The sequence below is a fragment of the Methylobacterium sp. Leaf108 genome (assembly GCF_001423265.1).
Classification (GTDB): Bacteria; Pseudomonadota; Alphaproteobacteria; order Rhizobiales; family Beijerinckiaceae; genus Methylobacterium.
Map to the genome: position 1 here is coordinate 203,895 of NZ_LMND01000035.1, position 23,303 is coordinate 227,197.

General features: G+C 71.4%; 21 protein-coding genes. 14 read left to right on the forward strand and 7 right to left on the reverse strand.

The window, feature by feature from the left end:
* Positions 1-45: 45 nt before the first annotated feature.
* Together ASF39_RS19640 and aspS are read right to left on the reverse strand one after the other, a co-directional pair.
* Positions 46-918: a glycosyltransferase family 2 protein gene (locus tag ASF39_RS19640; RefSeq protein WP_156648556.1), complete on the reverse strand. Its 873-nt coding sequence runs from the start codon at positions 916-918 to the stop codon at positions 46-48.
* A gap of 222 nt (positions 919-1,140) precedes the next feature.
* Positions 1,141-2,955 (reverse strand): aspartate--tRNA ligase, encoded by a 1,815-nt coding sequence (gene aspS / locus ASF39_RS19645; RefSeq protein ID WP_055882068.1) that lies wholly within the window; start codon positions 2,953-2,955, stop codon positions 1,141-1,143.
* 253 nt (positions 2,956-3,208) lie between these two features.
* On the opposite strand from aspS, the gene ASF39_RS19650 reads away from it, so the two are divergent.
* The 3 genes from ASF39_RS19650 (at position 3,209) to rnd (ending at position 6,137) form a co-directional block, all read left to right on the forward strand.
* Positions 3,209-3,841 carry a hypothetical protein gene (locus tag ASF39_RS19650; protein WP_056286980.1) on the forward strand — a complete coding sequence of 211 codons (633 nt, stop codon included), beginning with the start codon at positions 3,209-3,211 and terminating at the stop codon, positions 3,839-3,841.
* Positions 3,842-3,854: 13 nt separating this feature from the next.
* Entirely contained in the window at positions 3,855-4,850 is a 996-nt protein-coding gene (locus ASF39_RS19655) for a lipase (protein ID WP_056286986.1), read from the forward strand.
* Between the two features lie 132 nt (positions 4,851-4,982).
* Entirely contained in the window at positions 4,983-6,137 is a 1,155-nt protein-coding gene (rnd, locus tag ASF39_RS19660) for a ribonuclease D (protein WP_055881842.1), read from the forward strand.
* A 69-nt stretch (positions 6,138-6,206) separates the two neighbouring features.
* Here the strand turns inward: rnd and ASF39_RS19665 are convergent, their stop codons facing one another.
* Together ASF39_RS19665 and ASF39_RS19670 are read right to left on the reverse strand one after the other, a co-directional pair.
* Positions 6,207-8,162 (reverse strand): hypothetical protein, encoded by a 1,956-nt coding sequence (locus ASF39_RS19665; RefSeq protein ID WP_055881845.1) that lies wholly within the window; start codon positions 8,160-8,162, stop codon positions 6,207-6,209.
* Positions 8,163-8,263: 101 nt separating this feature from the next.
* Positions 8,264-8,596 (reverse strand): iron-sulfur cluster assembly accessory protein, encoded by a 333-nt coding sequence (locus tag ASF39_RS19670; protein WP_055881848.1) that lies wholly within the window; start codon positions 8,594-8,596, stop codon positions 8,264-8,266.
* 285 nt (positions 8,597-8,881) lie between these two features.
* Between ASF39_RS19670 and ASF39_RS19675 the strand changes: the two genes are divergently transcribed.
* Positions 8,882-10,144: a deoxyguanosinetriphosphate triphosphohydrolase gene (locus ASF39_RS19675; RefSeq protein WP_056286991.1), complete on the forward strand. Its 1,263-nt coding sequence runs from the start codon at positions 8,882-8,884 to the stop codon at positions 10,142-10,144.
* A gap of 106 nt (positions 10,145-10,250) precedes the next feature.
* Here ASF39_RS19675 and ASF39_RS19680 read toward each other — a convergent pair whose 3' ends face one another.
* Together ASF39_RS19680 and ASF39_RS19685 are read right to left on the reverse strand one after the other, a co-directional pair.
* A complete protein-coding gene (locus ASF39_RS19680; protein ID WP_055881853.1) occupies positions 10,251-10,952 on the reverse strand; it encodes a L,D-transpeptidase in 702 nt (233 codons plus the stop codon).
* Positions 10,953-11,313: 361 nt separating this feature from the next.
* Positions 11,314-11,880 (reverse strand): PAS domain-containing protein, encoded by a 567-nt coding sequence (locus ASF39_RS19685; protein WP_056286992.1) that lies wholly within the window; start codon positions 11,878-11,880, stop codon positions 11,314-11,316.
* Positions 11,881-12,202: 322 nt separating this feature from the next.
* On the opposite strand from ASF39_RS19685, the gene ASF39_RS19690 reads away from it, so the two are divergent.
* The 10 genes from ASF39_RS19690 to ASF39_RS19735 all read left to right on the forward strand — a co-directional run bounded on the left by ASF39_RS19690 (position 12,203) and on the right by ASF39_RS19735 (position 22,221).
* A complete protein-coding gene (locus ASF39_RS19690; RefSeq protein WP_055881858.1) occupies positions 12,203-12,856 on the forward strand; it encodes a ParA family protein in 654 nt (217 codons plus the stop codon).
* The gene (locus ASF39_RS19695) at positions 12,840-13,157 is read left to right on the forward strand and encodes a ribbon-helix-helix domain-containing protein (protein ID WP_056286994.1); all 318 of its coding nucleotides are present in this window, start codon (positions 12,840-12,842) and stop codon (positions 13,155-13,157) included. The genes ASF39_RS19690 and ASF39_RS19695 overlap by 17 nt, the downstream gene beginning before the upstream one ends.
* A 378-nt stretch (positions 13,158-13,535) precedes the next feature.
* A complete protein-coding gene (locus tag ASF39_RS20865) occupies positions 13,536-14,978 on the forward strand; it encodes a septal ring lytic transglycosylase RlpA family protein (protein ID WP_156648557.1) in 1,443 nt (480 codons plus the stop codon).
* Positions 14,979-15,106: 128 nt separating this feature from the next.
* Positions 15,107-16,363 carry a D-alanyl-D-alanine carboxypeptidase family protein gene (locus tag ASF39_RS19705; RefSeq protein WP_082494703.1) on the forward strand — a complete coding sequence of 419 codons (1,257 nt, stop codon included), beginning with the start codon at positions 15,107-15,109 and terminating at the stop codon, positions 16,361-16,363.
* An 80-nt stretch (positions 16,364-16,443) separates the two neighbouring features.
* Complete coding sequence (gene tmk, locus ASF39_RS19710; RefSeq protein ID WP_244472491.1) at positions 16,444-17,148, forward strand: dTMP kinase; 705 nt, start codon at positions 16,444-16,446, stop codon at positions 17,146-17,148.
* The gene (locus ASF39_RS19715; RefSeq protein WP_056286999.1) at positions 17,138-18,202 is read left to right on the forward strand and encodes a DNA polymerase III subunit delta'; all 1,065 of its coding nucleotides are present in this window, start codon (positions 17,138-17,140) and stop codon (positions 18,200-18,202) included. Before tmk ends, ASF39_RS19715 begins: the two co-directional genes overlap by 11 nt.
* A 39-nt stretch (positions 18,203-18,241) precedes the next feature.
* Positions 18,242-19,843, forward strand: a complete 1,602-nt coding sequence (metG, locus tag ASF39_RS19720; protein WP_055881867.1) for a methionine--tRNA ligase — start codon at positions 18,242-18,244, stop codon at positions 19,841-19,843.
* Positions 19,844-20,003: 160 nt separating this feature from the next.
* Positions 20,004-20,795 (forward strand): TatD family hydrolase, encoded by a 792-nt coding sequence (locus ASF39_RS19725; RefSeq protein WP_056287002.1) that lies wholly within the window; start codon positions 20,004-20,006, stop codon positions 20,793-20,795.
* Positions 20,796-20,902: 107 nt separating this feature from the next.
* Positions 20,903-21,286, forward strand: a complete 384-nt coding sequence (locus tag ASF39_RS19730; protein WP_056287005.1) for a nuclear transport factor 2 family protein — start codon at positions 20,903-20,905, stop codon at positions 21,284-21,286.
* Positions 21,287-21,417: 131 nt separating this feature from the next.
* Entirely contained in the window at positions 21,418-22,221 is an 804-nt protein-coding gene (locus tag ASF39_RS19735; protein ID WP_055881881.1) for an MBL fold metallo-hydrolase, read from the forward strand.
* Here the strand turns inward: ASF39_RS19735 and ASF39_RS19740 are convergent.
* Positions 22,205-23,290, reverse strand: coding sequence for a hypothetical protein (locus ASF39_RS19740; RefSeq protein ID WP_056287008.1), 1,086 nt, complete (start codon positions 23,288-23,290; stop codon positions 22,205-22,207). The two genes, ASF39_RS19735 and ASF39_RS19740, sit on opposite strands and share 17 nt — an antisense overlap.
* Positions 23,291-23,303: the final 13 nt, after the last annotated feature.

Below are 23,303 nucleotides of genomic sequence, written 5' to 3' on the forward strand. Positions count from 1 at the left end.
TCCCGCGAGGCCGGGCCGGCGAGCGGCCGATCACGAAAGGGACTTTCAGCGATCCAGGCCCTCTCGAGCCAGGGCGGTCTGCCCGCGCAGGGCCGCGAGCGCGCCGGCCGCCGAGCCGGCATAGCGTTCGATCAGCGGGCGGCGCAGGCTCAGGGCCGCCAGGGCGGCCTTGGGCGCGTTCACTGCCAGCATGCGCGGGGAGGGGTCCGGCAGGCCGTATTTTCGCGACACGTAGGCGCGCGACCAAGCCTGGTGCCAGCGGGTGCGGAACACCCGGCCGGGGGCGGGGGCCGAGGAGCGCCCGCGCCCGTGCAGGGCTTGCGCGCCGTGGACGTGGACGAGGGCGCGGCCGGTGTCGGCCACCCGCCGGCACAGGTCGTCGTCCTCGTAGAACAGGAAGATGCCGGGATCGAACCCGCCGAGATCCAGGAACAGGTCGCGCGCCACCATCAGGCAGGCCCCCGACAGGAAGGGCGCGCAGGCGTCGCCCTCGGGCAGGGCGAGCCTGCCATGGGGATTGGTGAGATAGGGGGCGAGCAGCGAGCGCGGCTGGTAGAAGAACCGCCCGTCGGGCTCCACGAGGCGCGGCGCCAGGAGACCGGCATCGGGATAGGCTCTGGCCGCGGCCAGCAGCGCGTCGACGGCCCCGGGCTGCAGCACCACGTCGGGATTGAGCATGAGGACCCGCTCGGCCCGCTCCGCGGCACGCACGCCGATGGTGTTGGCGCGGCCGAACCCCTCGTTGCGGGCGTTGCGCAGCACCCGCGCCCCGGCCGCCTCCGCGACCGCCACGGACGCGTCGCGGCTGGCGTTGTCGACCACGACCGCCGGCACGTGCTCGGCGGCCAGGGCGCCGAGGCAGGCGGGCAGGGCCTCCGCGCTGTCATGGGTCACGACGATGGCGACGAGGGAGGACACGGGTGACGCTATCGGGACGGGAGGGATCGGGCGCGCCCGCTATCTGCACACCGTCGATCAGATCGGGCAAGGCCGATGTGAGCCGGGGAAAGGGGCCTCTCGCGTCGGCGACGAATCGGGGGAGGCGATCCCTCGGTCATCCGAAGAGGTGACGATCCCCCCTCCCGCCTCGCCTCCGCGAGGTAGCCTCCCTCGCAGAGGGGGAGGGAGGCGTATCGCGTCTCACCCCTGCTTCTCGGGCAGGTTGAGCCGGATGTGCAGCTCGCGCAGCTGCTTGGGCGTCGCCTCGGCGGGCGCGCCCATCATCAGGTCCTCGGCGCGCTGGTTCATGGGGAACAGCACCACCTCGCGCAGGTTCTGCTCGCCGCACAGCAGCATGACGATGCGGTCGATCCCCGGCGCGATGCCGCCGTGCGGGGGTGCGCCGAGCTTGAGCGCGTTGAGCATGCCGCCGAACTTCTCCTCGAGCACGTCCTGGCCGTAGCCGGCGAGACCGAAGGCCTTCTCCATCACCTCGGGGCGATGGTTGCGGATGGCGCCGGACGAGAGCTCGGTGCCGTTGCAGACGATGTCGTACTGGAACGCCTTGATGCCGAGGATCGTCTCGGACTCGCTCGGGTCGAGCGCCAGGAATGCCTCGCGGTCGAAGTTCGGCATCGAGAACGGGTTGTGGGAGAAGTCGATCTTCTTGTCGTCCTCGTTCCACTCGTACATCGGGAAGTCGGTGATCCAGCAGAACGCGAACTGGTCCTTGTCGGAGAGGTTCAGCTCGTCCGCGATCCGGTTGCGGGCCTTGCCGGCCAACGCCGCCGCCTTGGCCTCGGTACCGGCCGAGAAGAACACCGCGTCGCCGGCCCCGGTGCCGGTCTTGGCGGCGATCAGCGCCAGCACCTCGGCCGGGATGAACTTGGCGATGGGGCCCTTGCCGGCGAGCGCACCGTCGACGTCCTCGAAGACGACGTAGCCGAGGCCGGGCGCGCCCTCGGCGCGGGCAAAGTCGTTGAGCTTGTCGAAGAACGAGCGCGGCTGGGTCGCCGCCCCCGTGGCCGGGATCGCCCGGACCTTGCCGCCCGATGCGATCACGCCCTTGAAGGCCTTGAAGGCGACGTCCTCGCGCGAAAACTCCTCGGTCACGTCGGCGATGACCAGCGGGTTGCGCAGGTCCGGCTTGTCGACGCCGTACTTCAGCATCGCCTCGGCGTAGGGGATGCGCGGGAACGCCTGCGTGACGCGCTTGCCTTGCGCGAACTCCTCGAACACCGAGCGCAGCACCGGCTCCACCGACTGGAACACGTCCTCCTGCGTGACGAAGCTCATCTCGATGTCGAGCTGGTAGAACTCGCCCGGGCTCCGGTCGGCCCGCGCGTCCTCGTCGCGAAAGCACGGCGCGATCTGGAAGTAGCGGTCGAAGCCGGCGATCATCGTCAGCTGCTTGAACTGCTGGGGCGCCTGGGGCAGCGCGTAGAATTTTCCGGGGTGCACGCGGGACGGGACGAGGTAGTCGCGCGCGCCCTCAGGGCTGGACGCCGTAAGGATCGGCGTCTGAAATTCGAAAAAGCCGCCCTCGCGCATGCGGCGGCGCAAGGAATCGATGATCGCGCCGCGCTTCATGATGTTGGCGTGCAGCTTGTCGCGGCGGAGATCCAGGAAGCGGTACTTGAGCCGCGTTTCCTCCGGATACTCCTGGTCGCCGAAGACCGGCACCGGCAGTTCGCCGGCGGGCCCGAGCACTTCGAGGTCGTCGATGTAGACCTCGATGGTGCCGGTGGGCAGGTCGGGGTTCTCAGTGCCGGCGGGCCGGGTCCGCACGCGCCCGTCGATGCGGATCACCCACTCCGAGCGTGCGAGATTCGCGCCCTTGAAGGCCTTCGAGTCGGAATCGACCACGCATTGCGTGAGCCCGTAGTGGTCGCGCAGATCGATGAACAGCACGCCGCCGTGGTCGCGGATGCGGTGGCACCAGCCGGACAGGCGGATGCTCGCGCCGACGTCGGACGGGCGGAGCGCCCCGCAGGTATGGGTCCGATAACGGTGCATGACGGGCTGCATGACGGCCTCTTGGGAATGAGGGCCGCACCATTCACGCGAGGGGGGTGAAGTCAAGTTTGCGGCCTCCGCTTCGGGGGTCGCCGCGCCGGGCAGGTCGATCGCGGCGATGCGTCGCGAGGCCACCCGAAAAACACACGCCATGACTGAATACGTCTTGATAGAATCAATCTGAGATTATACAACCTGCGGGCGATATTCGGTCGGGAGCCGCCGCTGCTCGATCCTGCGGAGAGGTGACGCCATGCTGATCGTCGAGAACCCCCACGCATCGACGACGCTGCCGGACGATCTGCTGACGTCGGAGGACGCCTTCAATGCGGTGAAGTCCCTGACCGCGGTCCCCTACACCATCCCGTTCGAGGTCTTGGGCGAGCCGATCGTTCCCGGCCTCACGCAAGTCCCCCTGGTGCTCCAGGGCACCTTCATCCAGATCACCAACACGGCAACCAGCGGCTCCGCGTCGATCCAGCTGAGCTACAGACCGACGGTGCCGTTCATACTGTCGACCTCCGGCGGTACGATCAACCTCGCGGCAAACCTGGTCTATTACGATCTTACGATCTACGATCAGACGTTTGCTTTCACAAAATCGCCATCGAATCCGAACCTCTTTTATACGATCCCCGCGAACCAAACCTTGATCGTCGGGGTGCAATACGTCTCGACAGGTCTCAGCCTGGCCTCTCGATCCGGTGCGGTGACCGAATCGGCCGGGAACCGCGGCATCGTATCCCTGCTCCCATCGGGCGGCTCCACGTTCCTGGCGACCGCGACCGTGCGGCAGTTCTTCGTGAACCAGAACGCTCCCCTCGCGCCGATCGCGGCCGCCGCCTATTCGGTGCCCATCGGCGGAGGGGGCGTGATCGTCGGCTGAGGCGGGTTGGGCCATGTCTGCCTCGACCGCCGAACTGATGACGCTGGCCGGAATCGCCTACGGCGACCCGGCCGCGATCCCGGGCTATCTCGCCCGGGACCCGCTCACGGCAGGTGACTGGACCGTCGCCTGGATCGCGGCACCGCCCGATCCGCCGGTGAACTTCGCCTATCTCGCCCGCAGCACTGCCACCGGCGCCTGCGTGCTGGCGATCCGCGGCACCTACCCGAACCCGTTCTCGCCCGCCTATTGGGAGGACGGTGACGAGGACAGCCCGTTCGGCGACATGGTCTCCTGGCCCGGCGCGCCGGAGGCCCGGGTATCCGCCGGGACGGCCAAGGGCCTCGCTACCCTCCAGGGGCTCACCGATGCCGACGGGACGACGCTGGCGGCGGCCGTCGGCGCCCTGCCGCCGGAGGCCGCCCTCACCGTGACGGGCCACAGCCTGGGTGGCACCCTGGCCCCGGTGGTGGCCCTGTGGCTGAGCGGGGAGGGGCTGGCGGGCAGGCTGCCGCCGCGGCCGGTCTCGGCCTGCAGCTTTGCCGGGATGACGCCGGGCAATACCGCCTTCGCCGCCCTGTTCGGGCCGGGCACGGCCCTCGACGGCCGGGTGACGCGCTGCTTCAACACCCTCGACACCGTCGCCTACGGCTGGGACCGGGTCTTGGCGACCCACGATTTCTACGAGCCTTCGCCCAAGGGCGGGGCGGTGGTCGCGGCGATGCTCCTGGCCACCGCGGCCCGGCTGGCGCTCGGGGGCTACGACTACGCCCCCGTGGGCACGCCCCTGTCTCTCACGGGGACCGTCCGGCCGCCCACCATCGGGTGCGACCTCGTCGCCTACGTGTTCGAGAACCTGCACCAGCACCTGCCGGACACCTACCTCACGCTGCTGGGAGCCCCGTTGCTGCCCTTCGCCCTCGGCTTCGGCAGCGTCGTCCTCCCGCGCGACCACCCCCAGGCGGAACGGGGACCGACGCCGCGCTGGCCGACCTATCACCTGGCGTGACCAGGACTCGCTTGTCGTGACGAGGACGCACCCGACGTGAGGGGGCGCCGTCTGAGGAAGGAGGGGGCCGGGGTCGGATAACCGCGCGGGCCGATCTCGCCGCGGGCCTAAACCTCGGATATAGCCGATTTCATGGACCTGATCTCGACCACGCACGACCTCGCCGAGGCCTGCACCCGCTTTTCCGCCATGCCGTTCGTGACCGTGGACACCGAGTTCATGCGCGAGACGACCTATTACCCGAAGCTCTGCCTCATCCAGATGGCGGGGCCGGACGGGTCGGGCGTGCTGGTCGACCCGCTCTCGCCCGACCTCGACCTGGCGCCGTTCTTCGCGCTGATGGCGCACGAGGGCGTGGTCAAGGTGTTCCACTCGGCCCGCCAGGACCTCGAGATCATCTGGCTGCTCGGCGGGCTCCTGCCGCAGCCGTTCTTCGACACCCAGGTGGCCGCCATGGTCTGCGGCTACGGCGACTCGGTCTCCTACGAGCAGCTCGTCAACGACGTGGCCAAGGCCAAGATCGACAAGTCCTCGCGCTTCACCGACTGGTCGCGTCGGCCCCTCTCGGACGCCCAGCTTTCCTATGCGCTCTCGGACGTCACGCACCTCGTCAAGGTCTACGAGGTCCTGGCGGGCCAGCTCTTGTCGACCGATCGCGGCGAATGGCTCGACGAGGAGATGAGCGTCCTCACCTCGCCCGAGACCTACAAGGCCGACCCCGCTCTGGCCTGGCGCCGCCTGTCGGGGCGCATGCGCAAGCCCCGCGAGATCGCGGTGCTGATGGAGGTCGCCGCCTGGCGCGAGCGCGAGGCGCAGAGCCGCAACGTGCCGCGCGGGCGCATCCTCAAGGACGAGGCGGTGATCGACGTCGCCACCTCCGCCCCGCGCAACGTCGAGGCGCTGGGGCGCCTGCGCTCGATTCCCGCCGGCTTCGAGCGCTCGCGCACGGGAGCCGACATCCTCGCTGCGGTGGAGCGCGGCTTCCTGCGCGACACCGCCGAGATCCCGGTGGCGGCCGAGCGCAGCCGCGGGCGGGGCGGCAACGGGGCGCTGGTCGAACTCCTCAAGGTGCTGCTCAAGGCGGTGTGCGAGGCCGAGCGGGTGGCGCCCAAGATCGTGGCCACCATCGAGGACCTCGAGGCGCTGGCCGAAGACGACAACGCCGACGTGCCGGTGCTCACCGGCTGGCGCCACGCCCTGTTCGGCGAAAAGGCGCTCGCCCTCAAGGCCGGCCGCCTCGCGCTCTCGGCCGAGCGCGGGCGGGTGGTGGTGCGCGAGCTGACCTGACCGGAGGGGAGGCCTCCACTCCCGCCTCGCATCCGGCGCCTCCCACGAGGAAGGCGGGTTCAAAAACCCTCAGTTCGCCTTGGCGGTCACGTCCAACCGATCCAGGACCGCGCCGGGGTTCGGGGCGGCGCTGAAGTCGATGACGCCGAGGCCCGTCCCGTTCTTGGGGCGGGCGCTGAGGAACAGGCGGCCGGGCTTGGCCACGAACTGCGCCATCGCGGTGCCGATCGCCTTGGCGTTGGCCGAGCCGCCGAGGATGGCGGGCACGCCGAAGGCGCTCGCGGTGGCGTATTCCTGGGTCAGCTCCTCGGGCTTGAGGCTCAGCACCTTCGACTGGGCGGTGATGAAGCGCTCGAACAGGCCGGTGTTCTCGATGGTGAGGTCGAGGGCCTTGGCGGTGGCCGAGAGCCAGGCGTAGCCCGAGACCGCCGCATCCGCGTCGAACACCTCCGGCCCGATGCCGCCCACCGTGCCGTTGAGGCGCAGCGTGCCCATCTCCTTGCCGGAGACCGAGATCTCGCGGACCTTGAGTTCGCGCGCCGCCTCGTCCCAGGAGGATTCGGCCACCGCATCGAGGTCGAGGTCGCGGTAGCCGTACTGGCCGAGCGAACCGAGGCCGGGGATGCCGGCCACGGCGGCCGAGGGCAGGGTGAGCCCCGACAGGCTGAGCCGGCCGGCGGTGGGCACCCCGTCCTTGGGCGTGCCGAAGCTCATGGTGGCGTCGCGCAGGCCGACATGGGCGGCGGGCAGGACGACCGGCGCAGGGACGGGCGAGGGGGGAACGGGCGAGGGAGCGGGCATCGCCGGCGGGCCGGCGCGCAGGTCCCCGCCGAGGCCGGGAGGCCTGTCGACCGGGACCCTGTCGACCGGGACCCTGGCGGCGGCCGGCGGAGGCTCGGCGGGCACGGTCTCGGCCGGCAGGTCGATGGCGACGTTCTGCACCGCCAGGGTGCCGATGGTGGGGGTGAGCCGGCGCAGATCGTCGTCGGAGGGCGGCGTCGTGAGCGCGGAGAGCCGGCGCAGGGCGGCGACGGTCGGTGCCAGCGAGAAGCCCGAGAGGGAGAGCCGCCCGATCCGAGAGCGGGCGCCGCCGCCCGAAAAGCCGATGTCCTCGAAGCTGGCGCCGGCCGCCCCCATGGTGAAACGGGCAATGCTGAGGTCGACCGCCTTGTCCCTGGTCTCCTGCAGGCTGAGGCCCGTGGCTTCGAGCGCGCCGATCGCGACGGAGTCGACGAGGTCGGCCGCCATCCCGGTCAGCCGGGCCCGCTCGGCCGGGGACATCGTGTCGAGGGCCTCCCTGTCGAGGTCGAGCCCGGTGAGGGATTGGAACGCGCCGGCCCAGGTCGCCGGCGTCTGGCGGCCGCTCATGTCGCGGCCCTCGATGCGGGCGATCCGGAGGGCCGTGCCGCGGTCGTCGACATAGGCGACGTCGCTGAGCGAGACCACACCGTAGATCCGCTGCATGGCGCCCTTGCCGTCGCCCGGCTCGCCGTAGAGGCGCGACAGGGTGACGAGGTCGACGTCGCGGGCCTCGATGCGGCCGTAGGTGCCGGTGCCGGTGCGCGGGCCGCCCGTCACCGAGACGGAGGCGCCCGAGGCGGTGAGTTCGGCGATGCGCCCGGCCCGGACGTCCTTGGCGACCACGTCGCGGTAGACCACGCCCTGGCGGGCGGGGCCGCCCTCGACATAGGACACGCGCAGTTCGGGGATCGTCAGGCTGGCGGCGTCGAGGCGGGCGAGGCGGGCCGGCCAGGGCGCGCCGGGGCCCGGCTTGAGCAGGGCGACGACGTCGTCCTTCGACAGGCGGGTGCCGCTCACCGTCAGGCGCGGCGCGGTGAGGACGGTGCCGCCCAGCGGCAGCACCACGTCCTGGAGCGTGACGTCCTGCACCGCGGAGGCCGCTTCCTGGGCGACGGCGGGCGACAGGACGCCGTGGAGGCCGGGCCCGGCGCCCATCAGGGCGATCAGGCAGACCGAGAGCCCCGCGGCCCGCGTCAGGTTCGGGCGGGCCTTCCAACAGGTCATGGGCGTATCCGGATCGCTGGCGGGGAAAACCGTGAGCCTCGAGGCCGCGCCATCCCTGCCGCGTTTTGCAGGGCGAGGCAATCGCGGGCGGTCCGATCCCGTCAGAGCGAGAACGAGGTGCCGCAGCCGCAGGAGGCGGTGGCCTGGGGGTTCTCGATCTTGAACGACTGGCCGATGAGGTCGTTGACGAAGTCGATGGTGGCGCCGCTCATGTATTCCAGCGAGACCGGGTCGACCAGCACCGTGGCGCCGTCGCGCTCGATGGCGACGTCGTCGCCGGCGCGGGTGCGCTCCACGTCGAAGGCGTAGGAGAAGCCCGAGCAGCCGCCGCCGTTGACGCTGATGCGCAGGGAGGCGCCCGGAGGCTCGGCCCCCATGATCTCGTTGATGCGCTTGGCGGCGCGGGGGGTGAGGGTGATCTCAGGACTCGTCATGCTCGGGTTCCGGTCCATCGTTGTCGGCGCCGGTGATTGCCGTGACCGGCGCCGCACACAAGATATGAGGTGCGGGTGCGCGCCGCAACGCGGCGGATGCGGTAGCCGGATGCCAACGGACGAATCCGATGACCCTGGGTTGCCGAGCCTCAGGCGCCGGCGGCCGCATCCGCGGCCTTGGCTTTCGCCTTCGCTCGACGCCTTGGAGGACCGATGTCCTGCAAGGCCCGCTTCGCGGGGCGCTCTTCGCGCCCGGACCATCGAAATCGGGTTTCACCCGCCAGCATGAAGGAACGCGACGTGCGGCACAACGGGGAACGCTGGCGGGCGCCCTACGCGACCGACCCGGCCGCCACGCGCGGGCGCCTGATCCCAGAGCCGGCCTCGGCGACGCGCAGCGACTTCCAGCGCGACCGCGACCGCATCATCCACGCGAGCGCGTTCCGGCGCCTCAAGCACAAGACCCAGGTCTTCGTGCACCACGAAGGCGACCATTACCGCACCCGGCTCACGCACACCCTCGAGGTCAGCCAGGTCGCGCGGGCGCTGGCGCGGGCGCTCGGCCTCGACGAGGACCTGGCCGAGGCGCTGGCGCTGAGCCACGACCTCGGCCACACCTGCTTCGGGCACACCGGCGAGGACGCGCTGGATCTGGCCATGGCCGCGCACGGCGGCTTCGACCACAACGCCCAGGCGTTGCGCATCGTCACCCGACTGGAGCGGCGCTACGCCGGCTTCGACGGGCTCAACCTCGCCTGGGAAACCCTGGAAGGCCTCGTCAAGCACAACGGCCCCCTGCTCGGGCCGGACGGCCGGCCGACCCCGCGCTGGGCGGAGCGCGGCATCCCGGCGGCGATCCTCGACTACAATGCCCTCAACGACCTCGACCTGTCGCGCTTTGCCGGGCCGGAGGCGCAAGCGGCGGCCATCGCCGACGACATCGCCTACGATTCCCACGACCTCGACGACGGCCTGCGCGCCGGCCTGTTCGAGCTCGGCGAGCTCGACGCGGTACCGTTCCTGGCCGGCCTCCTCGACGAGATCGACGTCCTCCATCCGAACCTGGAGCCATCGCGAAAGATCCACGAACTGGCGCGGCGCGTCATCACCCGCTTCGTGGAGGACGTGATCGGCGAGAGCCGCCGCCGGATCGCGGCCCTTGGCCCGCGCTCGGTGGAGGACATCCGCGGGGCGCGCGAGGCCGTGGTGGCGTTCTCGCCCGCGATGGTGGAGGCGGACGCGCAGATCAAGACGTTCCTGTTCGCGCGGATGTACCGCCACCCCGGCGTCCTCAGCGTTCGCGCCAAGGCCGACGTCATCGTCGCCGACCTGTTTGCCGCCTTCACCGCCGACCCCGCCGCGATGCCCGAGGAATGGCGCGCCGGCCTCGACGACGCCACCCCGAGCCGCCTCGCCCGGCGCGTGGCCGACTACATCGCCGGCATGACCGACACCTACGCGGTCCTCGCCCACCGCCGGTTGTTCGCCACGACGCCCGACCTGCATTGGGGTGGGATGGATCGGGGGTTGCCGCTGGCCGAGGGGTGAGGATGGCCCCAGCGCCCCCGCCTCGCTCCGACCGGTCGAAAGCGCCACGCTCCGGCGCGAAACCATCCGCGCCGGAACGAGGCTTTCGCTTGCGCGGGCAGGACGATTACGCGGGCAGGACGACCACCTTCGTCTTGACCTGCGTTCGTGCGTAGAGGTCGATCATGTCCTGGCTGAGCAGGCCGACACAGCCACTGGTGATGCCCGTGCCGATCGTCTCGGGATCGCTCGAGGCGTAGATCGTGTAGAGCGTATAGGCGCCGTTCTGGTAGAGATGGAGGGTGCGGGCGCCGAGCGGATTGTCGAGGCCGCCCGGCATGCCGCGGGCGTATTTGGCGGCCTCGGGCTGACGCCGGATCATTTCCTTGGGGGGCGTCCAGGTCGCCCATTCGGACTTGCGACCGACATAGGCGTCGCCACTCCACAAGAACCCATCGCGGCCGACGTTGGCGCCGTAGCGGGTGGCGGTCCCATCGCCCTCGATGCGGTAGACGTAGAAGTTGCCCGGATCGACGACGATCGTGCCCGGCGCCTCCTTGGACTCGTAGCGAACCGTCCGGCGATAGTACTTCGGGTCGACCTTGCTGACATCGGCCGCCGGGATCGGGAATTTTTCGTTCGGCAGCGGCCCGTAGATCTTCGCCGCCTCGGCGAGGAGCATGCCGTCGGAGGTCGCGCAACCGGCCAGCCCCATCGCGCCGAACCCGACGGCCGAGCCGGCCACGAAGGACCGGCGGCTGAGAAGCCCGGCCCGACGCCCGAGCGGAGCGGCCTCATCCCCCTCGGCAGTCCCACCGTCCATCGTCATGATCCCGGAACTCCCATGTCCTGCGGGCCGATGCGGCAACGCGCCGACAGACACCCATCGAGCGTATTGCCAAGCTGAGATTGCGGGTCCCCAGCTCGTCAGGCAAGCCCGGCTCTCGCGTCGTGACGCTGGCTGTCCATCGAGGCCGGCACCGTCAGGGAGAGCGAGTGGCCCGACGTGCGCCAGCGTCAAAGACAAGAGACACTTCGCAGGATCGGCAACGCCCTGGAGACCGCATCAATATTCGGTACCCGGAAGCAGGCGGAATACGTCGAGAGTGAGGCCACGATCTCCCGGCGTCCGAGATCGGTCGGCGATAGACCGCCCCTCGAACCCTGGAAAGCTCGACCCGACGCCCCCCTCAATGCGGCACCCCCTCCCGCCCCGCCTCCAGCTGCCGCGCCAGTTCGAACCCGATCTCCATCATCAGGTCGTCCACCGCGGCGCAGAGGCCGGGCTGGCGCAGGTCGGCGCAGAGGGTGCGCAGCGCGATGGCGTGTTCGGCCATGCGGTTGACGATGGCCTGGGGCTCGGGGTCCTCGTCCGGCCCGAAGGCCAGCGCGATGCCGTCGCCCTGGCGGGGCTGGCCGAGGGGGTCGCGGGCGACGCGGCCGCGCAGGCTCACCCGTGTTGCCCCGTCCCGGGCCCGCAGGGTCAGGTCGAAGGGGCCGCCGCGCTCGGCCGCCGCCTCGAAGGCCGCCTGGATCCGGGCCCGGTCGGCGCGGTGCAGGGCCGCCACGAAGGCGGCGAGGGGGAGCCCGCGCGTCGCCGCCTCCGGCGCCAGGCCGAGCCGGCGGGCCACAGGGGCGGAGACGGCGATCAGGGCCTTGGGCACGTCGTAGCGCCAGGTGCCGACGACGCCGGAGGCCTTCAGGGCCGACCGGAGGTCCGGCAGGGATCGCGAGGGTCGCCGAAGGGAAGCCGCCATGGTCGATCCGCGATGGGTGCCGCGCCTGAGGTCCCGACGCTCACAGTGGCAACACCTGAGGTTGATATCGATGCGCGCCCGGTGACCAGGCCGGGTGGTAGAGCTATCGATATCAATGGGATGAGGGAAGGGGTCTCGGATCGCCTTCTACCGGAAAAGCAACTTCACATTGTTATTGCGGCATCCCGCCGCGTCCTGGCCGGAGCGCCGGCGTTAACGACCCGTTAACCACGATGACCCAGACCCGGATCAGGTCATCCTTGCATCACAGGATGGCGGGCCGTGGCCGGGGCGATCGACGGGCCGACGCGAAGGAGACCCGATGCAGGCCATCACGTTCGTGACGCAGAAGGGCGGTAGCGGGAAGAGCACCCTGTGCATCTCGCTGGCCGTGGCCGCCCGCGAGGCCGGGCTCTCGGTCTGCATCCTGGAGATGGACCGCCAGGCCACGATCAGCGACTGGGCCGACCACCGCACCGCCGACGGCCCCGAGGTGGCGCAGATCGACGCCACGCAGATCGACGGGGTGATGGCCCGGCTGCGCGAGACCGCCTACGACTTCGTCTTCATCGACACTCCGGGCGTCGATTCCCCCGGCACCCTCTCGGCCATCCGCGCCGCCGACCTCTGCCTCGTGCCCTGCCGGCCGACGCCGGCGGACCTGCGCGCCTTCAAGCCGACCCTGGCCGCGATCTACCGCCTGGAGAAGGCCTTCGCCTTCGTGCTCAACCAGACCCCGGCGCGCTCCTACCGCATCCGGGACGCCAGCGACGGCCTCTCGGTGCTGGGCGTCCTGCCCGACGTGACCATCGTCTCGCGCACCGACCACCAGGACGCGATCGGGTTCGGGCAGGGGGTGACCGAGTTCAACCCCAAGGGCCAGGCCGCCGCCGAGGTGCGCGGCCTGTGGCGCTGGATCGAGCGGCGGATGCGGGAGATCGCGGACATCGGAGCCGGGCATGTCGCGGCCGCCTAAGCCGAGCCTTGCCGCCATCGTGGCGGCCTCCGCCGGCCCCGGGCGCGGCGCCGAGGCCGTCGCGCCGGCCGCCCGGCCCGCCACCCTCAAGGCCCGCGCCCGGCAGATGTCGGTCTACCTGGAGCCGCCGGTCTACGACCAGCTGCGCGACCTCGCCCACGTCGAGCGCACCAAGATGCACGCCCTGATGCTGGAGGCCCTCGACCTGCTGTTCCGCCAGCGCGGCAGCCCCTCCATCGCGCATCTCACCCAGGCGAGCGCGCCCAGGCCTGATGTGGACGCGAAAGACGCTTTAGGCTGAACCGGTTGCGGTCGTTCGCTGATGCGATGCCCGAGGTATCGGGCGATGCTGACGCGAGCCGAGTGCGCCGGCAGGACGGGGCGTCCTGCGGACAGCGTGGAAGGCGTGGTCTTTTCGGTTTCATGTCAATTGTTTGCGGCGGTTTCCGGATGTTGATTCTTGGGGATAACCCGGCGGCCGGCCGGACCCGCCCCGTCATCGTTCAGGCTTCGTTTACGCCGTCTCGACAAGTGTTCGTTTCGGGATGACGCCGCCGGGTTCGCGGCGCGGCCCGACGCCGCTTGAAACGTCTCGAACAAGGGTCCGCCGGTCTCGCCCTCCGCGCCGGCGGCCGCCCCGTGTCGCGTACACGGCTGAGGGCACGGGTTTGATCGCGTGATGGTGCGTATCTGGAAGGCCGGAGACTCTGCTGCGCGGATGCGGCCGGTCTGGCGGGTGCGGCCGGCCTGGCGAGTGATGGCCGTGACGGCCCTGGCCCTGACCACGGCCAATTGCGCGGCCCCGACGCAGAAGCTCGCCGGCGGCGCGACCGGGTCCGGCTCCGAGATCGATCCGAAGTACGGCGTCAAGGCGAGCCCGCGGCTCTACAAGGAGGGGGACGTCATCCCCAAGGGGGGCGGGCGCCGCTTCTCGGGCAAGCCCTACGTGGTGGCCGGGCGCACCTACGTTCCGCGCGAGGACGCCAAGGGCTATGTCCGCGAGGGGCTGGCCTCCTGGTACGGGGCGGCCTTCCACGGCCGGCTCACCGCCAACGGCGAGGTGTTCGACCGCAACTCGGTGGCCGCCGCGCACCCGACGATGCCGCTGCCGAGCTATGCCCGGGTCACAAACCTCGCCAACGGCCATTCCATGGTGGTGCGGGTGAACGACCGCGGCCCCTATCACGCCAACCGCCTCATGGACGTCTCCGAGGAGGTGGCCAGCGCCCTCGATTTCCGCCGCCGCGGCACCGCCAAGGTGCGGGTGGAATACGTCGGCAAGGCCTCCACCGCCGGCAGCGACGACGCCAAGCTGATGGCGACCCTGCGCACCGACGGGCAACCGGCGGCGATCCGCGGGGCCGCTCCGGTGATGCTCGCCGACCTCGGGCCGGACGCCGAGATGCCGGTGCGCGCCTCGCGCCCGGCCATGGCCTTCAAGCCGGCGGCCGAGGTGGACGAACCCGCCCCCCGGCCGGTCCGCATCGCCCCCACCGTCGTGGCGGCGGCGAGCATCGCCGTGCCCGCGGCGGTGCAGCCGACGCGGGTGCGTACCGCCGCCTTCGTGCCGGTGCGCCCCTCGCACCAGGCCTCCGCGAACCAGGCCTCCACCAACCAAGCCTCCGCGAACACGAAGGCGCCCATGAGCCTGGCGCCGCCGCCGATCCGCCTGGCAGGCGCTCCCCAGGAGATTCACAGGCAGGAAATTCACAGGCAGGAGATCCACAGGCAGGAGATCGACCGGTCGGCGTTCGCCGGCCACCGCCCGGCCGGGTCCGGGGCGAGCGTCAGGCTCGCCGCCGGCAAGGAGACGATCAACAAGGACGCCCCCAGGGTCGAGCCGGCCGCCCGGCGCGGAAGCGGGCCGATGGCGCCGCCGAGCCGCCTCGTCGCCCAGCCGGCGCCGCCCTCCGCGCCCATGGCCGGGCGCATCGCGGTGCCGCCGGCAAGGCCCGGGCAACCGGCAAAGCCCGCGCTGCTGGCAGGGGCCAGATCCGTCGAGACGAAGCCGGCGGACACCAGGGTCGTCGCACCGGCCGGCCTCAAGGCGCAGCCCGCGAAGGTCGCCGCGGCCCCGGTCGCCGCCAAACCCCGGCGCGCCCAGTTCGCCCGGGTGGAGTGACCGGCCGGTGCATCCCGACGATGCACCGCGGCAAAGCCACGTTCGTTTTCAGCGCCGAATCCTGTAGCGTGCCGCGCAGGATACGAGATCGAGCCGGCGCCGATGGCGTCGGCGCTGCGAGGCGAGTGATGCACGACGCGACGAGGAAGCCGGCAGGGCAGAGGAAGCCGGCAGGGCATGGGCGTGCGCTGCGGCGATGGGCGATCCTGTGCCTGGTGCTGCCCGCCGCCCTGGGCCTGCGCGAGGCCGCCGCGCAGAGTTTCCAGACGGCGGCACCGCACGCGATCCTGATCGACGCGGATTCCGGCTCCGTCCTGTTCGAGAAGCAGGCGGACGAGGCCTTCTCCCCGGCCAGCATGGCCAAGCTGATGACCACCGAGATCGTGTTCAACGAGATCCGGCAGGGCCGGCTCTCCATGGACAGCGAGTTCCAGATCTCCGAGGACGCCTGGCGCCGCGGCGGGGCGGGGGGCGGCGGCTCCTCGATGTTCGCGCAGCTCAACAGCCGCATCAAGCTCTCGGACCTCCTGCGCGGCCTCATCGTCCAGTCGGGCAACGACGCGGCCATCGCGCTCGGCGAGGGCATCGCCGGCTCGGAGGAGAATTTCGGACGGATGATGACGGCGCGGGCGCGTGAGATCGGGCTGTCGCGCTCGACCTTCCGCAACGCCACCGGCTACTCGGCGCCCGACCAGAAGACCACGGCGCGCGACCTCGCCAAGCTCGCGATCCACCTCATCGACACCTATCCCGACCTCTACAAGATGTTCGCCGAGCGCGAGTTCACCTGGAACAAGATCAAGCAGCAGAACCGCAACCCGCTCCTGACCCTCGACATCGGCGCCGACGGGCTCAAGACCGGCTACCTCGAGGAATCCGGCTACGGGCTCACCGGCTCGGCGGTGCAGAACGGCCAGCGCCTCGTGATGGTGGTGAGCGGCCTCAAGACCGCCCGCGACCGCGCCGCGGAATCGCGCAAGCTCGTCGAATGGGGCTTTCGCGCCTTCGAGCCGCGCCAGATCTTCGCCGCCGGCGAGAGCGTCGCCGAGGCCTCGGTCTACGGCGGCGCCAAGGGCGGGGTGCCGCTGGTGGCCAAGAAGCCGATCCGCCTCCTGGTGCCGCGCGGCTCGGGCGACAAGGTCACGGCCCGCGTCGTCTATCGCGGCCCACTGACGGCGCCAGTGGCCGAGGGCGCCCAGGTCGCCCGGCTGCGGATCACCCGCGGCGAGACCCAGGCCCTCGACCTGCCCCTCTATGCGGCCGAGACGGTGGAGGCCGGCAGCATCCCCCAGCGCGCCCTCGACGCGGCCTGGGAGGTCGGCACCGGCCTGTTCCGCAAGGCGATCGGCACCAGTGACGGCGACAAGGCCACCACCGGCTCGTGAGCGGCTCCGCGACACCGGCGAACCCCGGCCAACCCCTCGCCGGCCAAACCCTCGCCGCTCACGGCCGCCCGGGCGCCTTCATCACCTTCGAGGGCGGGGAGGGCGCCGGCAAGTCGACCCAGATCGGCCTGCTCGCCGAGCATCTGCGCCTGCGCACGCCCCGGCCCGTCCTCACCACCCGCGAGCCCGGCGGCTCGCCCAAGGCGGAGGCCCTGCGCGAGGCGCTCCTGTCGGGCATCGCCAAGCCGCACGGCGCCTTCGCGGAGGCGCTGGTGTTCTACGCCGCCCGCGTCGACCACCTCGACACCCGCATCGTGCCCGCCCTCACCCGCGGCGAGATCGTCCTGTGCGACCGCTTCATCGATTCGACGCGGGCCTACCAGGGCGCCGCCGGCGGGGTCGATCCCGGCCTCATGGCCAGCCTCGAGCGGGTCGTGGTCGGCGACATCCGTCCCGACCTCACCCTCGTCCTCGACCTCGACCCGCGGATCGGCATGGAGCGGGCCAAGGCGAGGGCCAAGGCGCGGGCGGAGGCGAGGGCGGAGGCGAGGGCGGGCGAGGCCGCGGCCCCCGACCGCTTCGAGGCCGAGGCGCTCGACTTCCACCACCGCCTGCGCGCGGCGTTCCGCGCGATCGCCGAGGCCGAGCCGGAGCGCTGCGTCCTCATCGACGCCGGCCAGGACACCGATACCGTGGAGGCGACGATCTGGTCGGCGGTGAGCGAACGCCTGCCGCGCCTGTTCGCCGCCGACCGGCCGCAGGGGACGCACGACGATGCCGCCTGAGCGCAGCGCCGAGACGCTCGAGCCCGGCGACCTGCCCGACATTCCGCGTCCGCGCGAGCAGACGGCACTGGTCGGCCACGGCGAGGCACAGGCCGCGATCGCCGCGGCGATCGGCTCCGGGCGGCTGCACCACGCCTGGCTGATCGGCGGCCCGCGCGGCATCGGCAAGGCGACCCTGGCCTACCGGGTGGCGCGCTGGCTGCTGGCCCATCCCGAGGCGGGGCCGGTGCCGGACGACCTCGAAGTGCCGGCCGGCCACCCGGCGGCCCGGCAGGTGGCGATCCTGTCCCATCCCAACCTCAAGGCCCTGCGGCGGACCAAGCCCCCCGGCGCCAAGAGCCTTCCGACCAAAATCTCGGTGGATGCGGCGCGCAAGGCGCTGGAATTGTTCGGCGCCACCGCCGGCGGTGCCGGCTACCGCATCTGCATCGTCGACAGCGCCGAGGACCTCAACGTCAACTCGGCCAATGCGCTCCTCAAGATGATCGAGGAGCCGCCGCCGCGCTCGCTCTTCCTCGTCGTCAGCCATGCGCCGGGCCGGCTCCTGCCCACCATCCGCTCGCGCTGCCGCGCCCTGAGCCTGCGTCCCCTCGGGGCGGGGGAGGTGGCGCAGGTGATCGGCGGCTTTCCCAACCCCTTCGTCCAGCCCGAGCCCGCCGCCCTGGCCCGGGCCGCCTCCCTCTGCGAAGGATCGGTGGCGCGGGCGGTGGCGCTGCTCGACCCGGCCACCGCCGGCCTCGTCACCGAAGTCGAGACCCTGCTCGCCCGCCTCGACCATCCCGACTGGCGCCGCATCCTGGCGCTGGCGGACAAGCTCGCCGGCCGCGACGCCGACGACCTGTTCGCGGCCAGCCTCGACACGGTGTTCCGCTTCGTCTCGGACGAGTTGCACCGGCGCCGGGACGAGCCCCCCGCGCGGCTGGCCGCCCTGGTGGAGGTTTGCGACGGCATCGCCCGCGCCGCGGCCGAGGCCGCCACCTACAACCTCGACCGCAGGCCGCTGGTCCTGTCGCTGTTCGGCGATCTCGCCGCTTCGATGCGCACGCCGGCTTGACCGGGGGCGCGGACCCGCGCAACCCATCGGGACGATTCCATGCACCTCTTCCCTGAACCCGCGTCTCCGGGGGACCTCGACGTGACAGACCCGGCAGCCCCAAAGACCTTCGGCATCACCACCGCGATCTCCTACCCCAACGGTGCGCCGCACATCGGCCACGCCTACGAGGTGATCGCCACCGACGCCATCGCCCGCTTCAAGCGCCTCGACGGCTTCGAGGTGCTGTTCTCCACCGGCACCGACGAGCACGGCCTCAAGATCCAGCAGACCGCGACGCGGGCCGGGGTGAGCCCGCGCGAACTCGTCGACGACATGGCCGCGCGCTTCAAGGCCATGGCCGAGGCGTTGGACTGCAGCTTCGACCGCTTCATCCGCACCACGGAGGCCGACCATTACGCGGCCGCGCAGGAATTGTGGCAGCGGATGGAGGCCAACGGCGACATCTACCTGTCGAAATACGCCGGCTGGTACTCGGTGCGCGACGAGGCCTATTACGCCGAGGACGAACTCGAGACCGGCCCCGACGGCACGCCCGTGGCCAAGGCCACCGGCACGCCGGTGACCTGGATGGAGGAGGAGAATTTTCTTTTTCGTCTGTCCGCGTATCAGGACCGGTTGCTCGCCCTCTACGAGAGCCAGCCCGACTTCATCGGCCCCGAGACCCGCCGCAACGAAGTGGCGAGCTTCGTGCGCTCCGGCCTCAAGGACTTTTCCGTCAGCCGCACCAACTTCGACTGGGGCGTGCCGGTGCCGGGCCACCCCGACCACGTGATGTACGTGTGGGTCGACGCGCTGACCAACTACCTCACCGTGACCGGCTTTCCCGACGAGGCCGACGCGCGCAAGAAATTCTGGCCGATGGACCTGCACGTGATCGGCAAGGACATCGTGCGCTTCCACGCCGTGTACTGGCCGGCCTTCCTGATGTCGGCGGGCCTGCCGCTCCCTAAGCGCGTGTTCGGCCACGGCTTCCTGCTGACGCGGGGCGAGAAGATGTCGAAGTCGCTCGGCAACGTCGTCGACCCCTTCGACCTGATCGCCACCTACGGCGTCGATGCGCTGCGCCACTTCGTACTGCGCGAGGTGCCCTTCGGCGGCGACGGCAACTACAGCCACGAGGCGATCATCGCGCGCTACACGGCGGACCTGTCGAATGGGCTCGGCAACCTCGCGCAGCGCTCGCTCTCGATGATCGCCAAGAACCTGGCGGGCGTCGTCCCGGAGCACGGCGAGTTCACGGACGAGGACCGTGCCCTTCTGGGGCTGGCCGACGCGCTGCCGGGCACCGTGCGGGGCGCGATGGACAAGCTGGCGCTGCACACCGCGCTCGGCGAGATCTGGGCGGTGGTGACGGCCTCCGACCGCTATTTCGACGCGCAGAAGCCCTGGGTGCTGCGCAAGACCGACCCGGCCCGGATGGGCGCCTCGCTCTACGTGGTGGCCGAGACCCTGCGCGCCATCGGCATCCTGGTGCAGCCGTTCATGCCGGGCTCGGCGGCAAAGCTCCTAGACCTGCTCGGCGTGCCACCCGAGCGGCGCCTGCTCGCCGATGTAGGGGAGGGTGGGCGGCTGGTGCCGGGTACGGCCCTGCCCGCACCGAGCGGGCTGTTCCCGCGATTCGTAGAGCCGGAGGCTTAGCGTTTCTCACAAGCCCCCCGATCACCGGGAGCCTCTCACTGCGCCCGACAGCGCAACGGGGGGCCGTGAAAGCTCTCAGAACGAACCGCCGCCCGGCTCCGCCGACAGCGTTCGCGACACCGACCGGCACCGTTCGGCGCTCCACCCTGTGAAGACACCCATGCTCATCGACAGCCACTGCCACCTCGACTTCCCCGATTTTTCCCAGGACTTGCCCGGCGTCATCGCCCGGGCGCAGGCGGCCGGCGTGAGCCGGATGCTGACGATCTCCACGCGCATCGCCAAGACGAAGACCTACGAGGCGCTGTCCGAGGCGCATCCCGAGATCTGGCACACGGTGGGCACCCACCCGCACGGGGCCGGCGAGGAGCCGGACGTGCCGGCGGCCGAGATCGTCGCCCTGACGCGCCACCCGCGCTGCATCGGGATCGGCGAGGCCGGGCTCGACTACCATTACGCCGACGCGGCGCCGCAGGCCGTGCAGGAGCGGGTCTTCCGCGCCCATATCGCGGCGGCCCGCGAGACCGGGCTGCCCCTCGTCATCCATTCGCGCGACGCCGACGCGCAGATGGAAGCGGTCCTCGTCGACGAGATGGGGCAGGGCGCCTTCAAGGCGGTGCTGCACTGCTTCTCGTCGGGCGCGCGGCTGGCGGAGGTCGGCGTCGAACTCGGGCTGTTCGTGTCGTTCTCCGGCATCGTCACCTTCCGGCGCTCGCACGCACTGCGCGACATCGCGGCACGGGTCCCGCGCGACCGGCTGCTGGTGGAGACCGACGCGCCGTTCCTGGCGCCCGAACCCCATCGCGGCCGCACCAACGAGCCGGCCTACACCGCCGACACGGCACGCTCCCTGGCGGGGTTCCTCGACCTGCCGGTCGAGGCGTTTTCCGCCCTCACCACGGCCAATTTCCATCGGCTGTTCGACAAGGCCGTGCCGGCGGCGGGTCGGTAGGGCCTGGATGCGGGATCCGGCCGTGGGTTCATCGCGCGGGTCCATCGCTTATGTCGGCCGGACCGGTCCCGTCGTCGCAGACCGACCTATCGCATGAGAGGGATGAGATGACGGACCTCGTGCGCAACAAGGCGACCGTGATCGCCTTCTACGCGTTGATGTTCAACGATGGCCGGCCGCGCGAGGCGATCGAGCGCTACGTCGGCGACGACTACGTTCAGCACAATCCGCATGTGCCGACGGGCAAGGACGGCTTCATCGCGTATTTCGAGCGCATGGCGCGCGAATGGCCGGGCAAGCGGGTCGAGGTGAAGCGCGCGGTCGCCGAAGGCGACCTCGTCGTCCTGCATTGTTTGCAGCACTGGCCGGGCGATCACGACTACGCGGCGATGGACATCTTCCGGCTCGATGAACGCGGCAGGATCGTCGAACATTGGGACGTCCTGCAGATCCTGCCCGACACCTCAGCCCATCCGAACGGGATGTTCTGACATGTCGGGGCCGGACGCGCATCGTTCGGCAGGCTCGTGTTTTCGCGGCGACCGAACCGGGACACGACCGATGGGCGGGGGGAGGTGACACGCCCTTGCCCGCTCCGTTACGAACGGGCCGGGAGGTGCCGATGCGCTCGCTGAGCTTGACGATCTTGGGGTGCGGCTCGTCCGGCGGCGTGCCGCGGGTGGGCTACGGCTGGGGGGCCTGCGATCCGGCCGAGCCGCGGAACCGGCGCCGGCGCTGCTCGATCCTGGTGGAGGGGCGGGGGGATCACGGCACCACCACCCTCCTCGTCGACACCTCGCCGGACCTGCGCGAGCAGCTGCTGGCGGCCGAGGTCCGCCGCCTCGACGCGGTGCTGTTCACCCATGCGCACGCCGACCACACCCACGGCATCGACGACGTGCGGCCGCTGGTCATCCACATGCGCCGGCGCATCCCGGTCTATGCCGACCCCGAGACCCGCGCGCTCCTGGAGATGCGGTTCGGCTACTGCTTCGCGAGCCCGCCCGGCAGCGAGTATCCGCCGATCCTCGACATGAACGACCTGGCGCCGGGCGAGCCGGTCTCGATCCGGGGGGAGGGCGGCGCCATCACGGCGGCGGCCTTCGGGATGGAGCACGGCCGCGAGAGCGCCCACGGCTTCCGCTTCGGCCCGATCGCCTATGCCCCCGACGTCAGCGTGATGCCCGAGGCGAGCAAGGCGCAGCTCCAGGGCCTCGACCTCCTCGTCATCGACGCCCTGCGCGAGACCCCGCACCCGACCCATTATTCGGTCTCGGACGCGCTCGCCCTGATCGAGGAGGTGCGCCCGCGCCGGGCGGTGCTGACCAACCTCCACACCGACCTCGACTACGCGACGCTGGCGGCCAGGCTCCCGCCGCACGTGGTGCCGGCCCACGACGGGCTGCGGATCAGCGTCGACCTGTGAAGGCGGCCCGCCACAGGTCGGCGAGGGCGGCGGGCGCAAAGGCGAGGCCGGCCAGGACCAGGGGCGCCACCAGGAGCCCCCAGTAGAAGTTCTCGGGCCGGCCGAACGCCAGGAAGGCGCCGGCGTAACCCAACAGCAGCAGCGCGATGCGGTTGCCCAGCGGCGCGGCCCAGGCCGCCCAGCCGAGGAGACAGACCGGCACCAGCACGCCCGCGGCGGCCAGCGGCAGGAAGGCGAGCGCGGTGCAGTTGCGGATCGTGGTGACGACGAAGGGCCAGCCCGCCGCCCGCAGCCAGCCCTGCGAAGCGAGATCGGTGGGCAGGGTCGCGGCCGCCACCATCGCGGCATGGGCCGCCAGCAGGCCGCAGGCCGTGAGGATCGCCAGGAACCAGGCGAGGGCCTCGCGCCGGTGGCCCTCGAGGGCGGCGAGCACCGCCATCACCAGGAGGTAGGGCAGGGCGATCTCGCGGATGGCGACGGCGAGCAGGCCGACGAGGAGGCCGACCCCGTAGCGCCGCGGCGAGCGGCAGGCGAGGGAGAGCACGATCAGCACCGCCGCCCAGGCCTCGTGCCAGACCACGAAGACGGGCAGCAGCGCGAAGCTGATGCCCACCGCCACGAGGGCGAGGACGACGATCCAGCGCCGCCCGCCGGGCAGCGCCGTCTCCAGGCGCCGGGCGAGCACCACCAGGGCAACCGCCACGAGGAGGGCGAGGAGGAGGCCGGCGCCGGCCATCCCGAGACCGGCCTGGAGGGTGGCGAGGGTCGGCGGGCGCACGGTGACGAAGGGCTTGAGCGGGTAGTCGCGCAGCCGGTGCTCGGCCACGGCGGCGGCGTAGTACCCCTCCCCGCCCGCGACCCGCGCGGCGATCGCCCCGTAGAGGGCGGCGTCCGAGGCCTGGGGGTCGTCCCCGGTTGCCGCCAGGGACGGCGGCAACGGCGGGGCGAGCCCCGGCACCAGCCCGATCGCCGCCCCGTAGAGCATCAGCGCGGCGAGGCCGGCGAGGACGAGGCGGGCGGCGGCGGGCGGCCAGCCGGCGAAGCGTGTGACGAAACCGGAGGGCCTCATCGCGTCACTTGCG

Bases quoted from the DNA above. Each gene is read 5' to 3' on its own strand.
- ASF39_RS20865 (WP_156648557.1), top strand. From the start codon at position 13,536: ATGGTGCGTATCTGGAAGGCCGGAGACTCTGCTGCGCGGATGCGGCCG.
- ASF39_RS19735 (WP_055881881.1), top strand. From the start codon at position 21,418: ATGCGCTCGCTGAGCTTGACGATCTTGGGGTGCGGCTCGTCCGGCGGC.
- metG (WP_055881867.1), top strand. From the start codon at position 18,242: ATGCACCTCTTCCCTGAACCCGCGTCTCCGGGGGACCTCGACGTGACA.
- ASF39_RS19685 (WP_056286992.1), bottom strand. From the start codon at position 11,880: ATGGCGGCTTCCCTTCGGCGACCCTCGCGATCCCTGCCGGACCTCCGG.
- ASF39_RS19695 (WP_056286994.1), top strand. From the start codon at position 12,840: ATGTCGCGGCCGCCTAAGCCGAGCCTTGCCGCCATCGTGGCGGCCTCC.
- ASF39_RS19680 (WP_055881853.1), bottom strand. From the start codon at position 10,952: ATGACGATGGACGGTGGGACTGCCGAGGGGGATGAGGCCGCTCCGCTC.
- ASF39_RS19665 (WP_055881845.1), bottom strand. From the start codon at position 8,162: ATGACCTGTTGGAAGGCCCGCCCGAACCTGACGCGGGCCGCGGGGCTC.
- ASF39_RS19715 (WP_056286999.1), top strand. From the start codon at position 17,138: ATGCCGCCTGAGCGCAGCGCCGAGACGCTCGAGCCCGGCGACCTGCCC.
- ASF39_RS19725 (WP_056287002.1), top strand. From the start codon at position 20,004: ATGCTCATCGACAGCCACTGCCACCTCGACTTCCCCGATTTTTCCCAG.
- ASF39_RS19670 (WP_055881848.1), bottom strand. From the start codon at position 8,596: ATGACGAGTCCTGAGATCACCCTCACCCCCCGCGCCGCCAAGCGCATC.
- ASF39_RS19705 (WP_082494703.1), top strand. From the start codon at position 15,107: ATGCACGACGCGACGAGGAAGCCGGCAGGGCAGAGGAAGCCGGCAGGG.
- ASF39_RS19675 (WP_056286991.1), top strand. From the start codon at position 8,882: ATGAAGGAACGCGACGTGCGGCACAACGGGGAACGCTGGCGGGCGCCC.
- ASF39_RS19650 (WP_056286980.1), top strand. From the start codon at position 3,209: ATGCTGATCGTCGAGAACCCCCACGCATCGACGACGCTGCCGGACGAT.
- rnd (WP_055881842.1), top strand. From the start codon at position 4,983: ATGGACCTGATCTCGACCACGCACGACCTCGCCGAGGCCTGCACCCGC.
- ASF39_RS19730 (WP_056287005.1), top strand. From the start codon at position 20,903: ATGACGGACCTCGTGCGCAACAAGGCGACCGTGATCGCCTTCTACGCG.
- ASF39_RS19655 (WP_056286986.1), top strand. From the start codon at position 3,855: ATGTCTGCCTCGACCGCCGAACTGATGACGCTGGCCGGAATCGCCTAC.
- ASF39_RS19690 (WP_055881858.1), top strand. From the start codon at position 12,203: ATGCAGGCCATCACGTTCGTGACGCAGAAGGGCGGTAGCGGGAAGAGC.
- aspS (WP_055882068.1), bottom strand. From the start codon at position 2,955: ATGCACCGTTATCGGACCCATACCTGCGGGGCGCTCCGCCCGTCCGAC.
- ASF39_RS19740 (WP_056287008.1), bottom strand. From the start codon at position 23,290: ATGAGGCCCTCCGGTTTCGTCACACGCTTCGCCGGCTGGCCGCCCGCC.